Origin of the sequence: Gottfriedia acidiceleris, from assembly GCF_002128425.1 — a bacterium.
In the GTDB taxonomy this organism is placed as follows: Bacteria; Bacillota; Bacilli; order Bacillales; family Bacillaceae_G; genus Gottfriedia; species Gottfriedia acidiceleris.
The window spans coordinates 1-792 of record NZ_NESS01000040.1 but is presented as its reverse complement, the minus strand read 5'-3'; the positions used below and the strand labels follow the sequence as shown (position 1 = coordinate 792).

The window sequence follows — 792 nt, the reverse complement described above, 5'->3', positions numbered from 1 at the left end:
AATTGATCGATTTGGAATGTAGTTTCTCATGATGTAAGTAAGTATATTTCTATCGATAGCTTTTAAGTTATTATGTATTTTCGCTCTACCTTCGGCAGTGAAGTTACATATCGTTTGTGTAAAACAGTGTGGTAATTTCCACCGTTGGGCATGGATGGGGACAAATACCATTTGCTGTATCTTAAATAATTTACTTTCATAACCTTTGTACCTTTTCTGTAAGGTCTTAGTCATATCATGAAAACTTGCCTCTGTTCTAATATTCTTTAGTTGATTGTATAACGTTTTGCGTAGATGATAGTTTAACTTATTTAGATTAATAGTAATTTGAGAGGCAACAGAATAATAGTTTTGGATTCCCATTACCACGGTATTAAAATTCCAGACAGTCTGATTGCTAGGTTTTTTCTTAACCAATTTTATAGCTTCCTTTATCTTTTCGAAGGCGTTGGCTTTTGCCTTCTTCGACATTTCAGACCTTGCTACATACGTTTTTCCTTTTCTTACGGCTTTTACTGAAAAGCCAAGAAACTCGGAAGAGTTCTTCTTTAAATTGATAATTTTAGATTTCTCTTTACTGGTTACAAGATGTAGTCTGTTCTTTAGGAAGTCTTTCAAAGCGTAATTCATTTTTATTGCCTGTGACCTTGTCCTACACATTATCTTAAAATCATCCGCGTAGCGAACGATAAAGCACTCTTTCAATCCTGTTTTCTTTAAGGACTTATACTTGCTGCCATTGCTTAAGTATGTATGGTTACTTTCAAACGTTTCCCATTGTTTACTTATCCA

General features: G+C 33.8%; 1 protein-coding gene. It reads right to left on the bottom strand.

Annotation, left to right across the window (positions count from 1 at the left end; translation table 11 throughout):
- Nucleotides 1–792: reverse transcriptase domain-containing protein (locus B6K90_RS23270; RefSeq protein WP_268876055.1), on the bottom strand; the 792-nt coding region annotated here is incomplete at both ends.